This is a genomic window from Pseudoalteromonas sp. XMcav2-N (assembly GCF_024124545.1).
Taxonomy (GTDB): Bacteria; Pseudomonadota; Gammaproteobacteria; order Enterobacterales; family Alteromonadaceae; genus Pseudoalteromonas.
This window is the reverse complement of the sequence record NZ_JAMXSF010000039.1, coordinates 1-1,369: the sequence shown is the minus strand read 5'-3', so window position 1 is coordinate 1,369 and position 1,369 is coordinate 1. Positions and strand designations below refer to the sequence as shown.

Annotated in this window: 1 protein-coding gene; it reads left to right on the top strand. The window is 45.1% G+C overall.

Annotated features, from left to right (window positions below; genetic code table 11):
- Positions 1-271: 271 nt before the first annotated feature.
- The gene (locus NH568_RS23860) at positions 272-556 is read left to right on the top strand and encodes a hypothetical protein (RefSeq protein WP_253111277.1); all 285 of its coding nucleotides are present in this window, start codon (positions 272-274) and stop codon (positions 554-556) included.
- The last annotated feature ends 813 nt before the right edge of the window (positions 557-1,369 follow it).

The window sequence follows — 1,369 nt, the reverse complement described above, 5'->3', positions numbered from 1 at the left end:
GAATTTAAAAAGGCGTCGATGAAGCTGTAGACAGAATGGCGTTGTCTATTCGTCCATGAAGCTTGGTCCCATCGCGCATCTCGATAATTGCTCCTGCATTATTCTACTTCCCCACATCCATGTGGGTCCTTGCGCTCATCTCAATGAGCTGCGAAGCGTTGCTTCGGTCGCAATTCACCCCGCACTTGATGCGGGATCTACCAACAGACCACACCGTACGTATGACGAATACACCGAAACAAACCTACTCAGCACTGAAAAACAGGTTTAAATGGATCCCGCATCGCGTACGGGAGCTGTTGGAGGTTTGGCAGAGCAGGATAAACCTGGAGCCACTGCTGGAACGCTACTCGTAAGTATGAAGAATACATCGGAGCAAACCTACTCAGCACTGAAAAGCTGGTTTAAATGGATCCCGCATCCAGTGCGGGATGACGACGGAGTTGTTGAAGGTGTGGCAGAGCAGGGTGAGCCTGGAGCCAATGCTGAAAAGCTACTTCGTAGGCATGATAAATACACCGAAACAAACCTATTCAGCACCGAAAAACTGGTTTAAACAGTATCGCACGGCGTGCTGTATGAAGAGGGAGTTGTTGTTGAAAGTGGGGTAGAGCTTTGTGAACCTGGATCTGCTGCAGGGTATGGGTTACAAACCCAGTAAATGCAGCGCTTTTTTGAATAAGCCGTTTATATTCCATTATTACAGTTTGCACTATTGTCGCCCATGAGCCTGGACTTGCGGATGAGTAACTGGCTAACACTTCATACTGAGCATGCTCCATACTCCCCTCCCATATTGGGTATTGAACTACTTATGCTGAGGGTATTCTTTGCTCAGCGTGCTATTAGTACAGGAAGCAAAATGACTAAAGCCCACCGATGCAATTTTTATCAACCTTCTGGCTTTATTTACGTACAGTTTTATATCTCTGAGCAGAATTAAGAAACGGAAGATTCACTCTGATCGTCTTTCACTATTTTGCCTGTACTGTTGTTTACCTGCGAACTTATCCACATTTGATTGTGTGTATCTTGTTTGTGTTTTGTGTGTACTTGGGGTGGTAGGTGGTGGTGACATTTTATCGAGAGAAAAATGAAAAAAGGGGTTGCATCGTTATTCGATTTCCCTATAATGCGCATCCACCGACACGGGGCACAATGCTGAAAAGCAACGAGCCAACGAGTTGGGAGTCAAATAAAACTTAGCTTTGAATGCTTCGAAAGAAAAATCAAAATTAAGTGTTGACATAAAACGGGAAGTGATTAGAATGCACAACCCTCAGCGCTAACAGCGCAGCGACATTGAGTCGCACTGTTCTTTAAAAATATGAAGCAATCATCTGTGTGGGCACTCGTACAGATTGAGTTC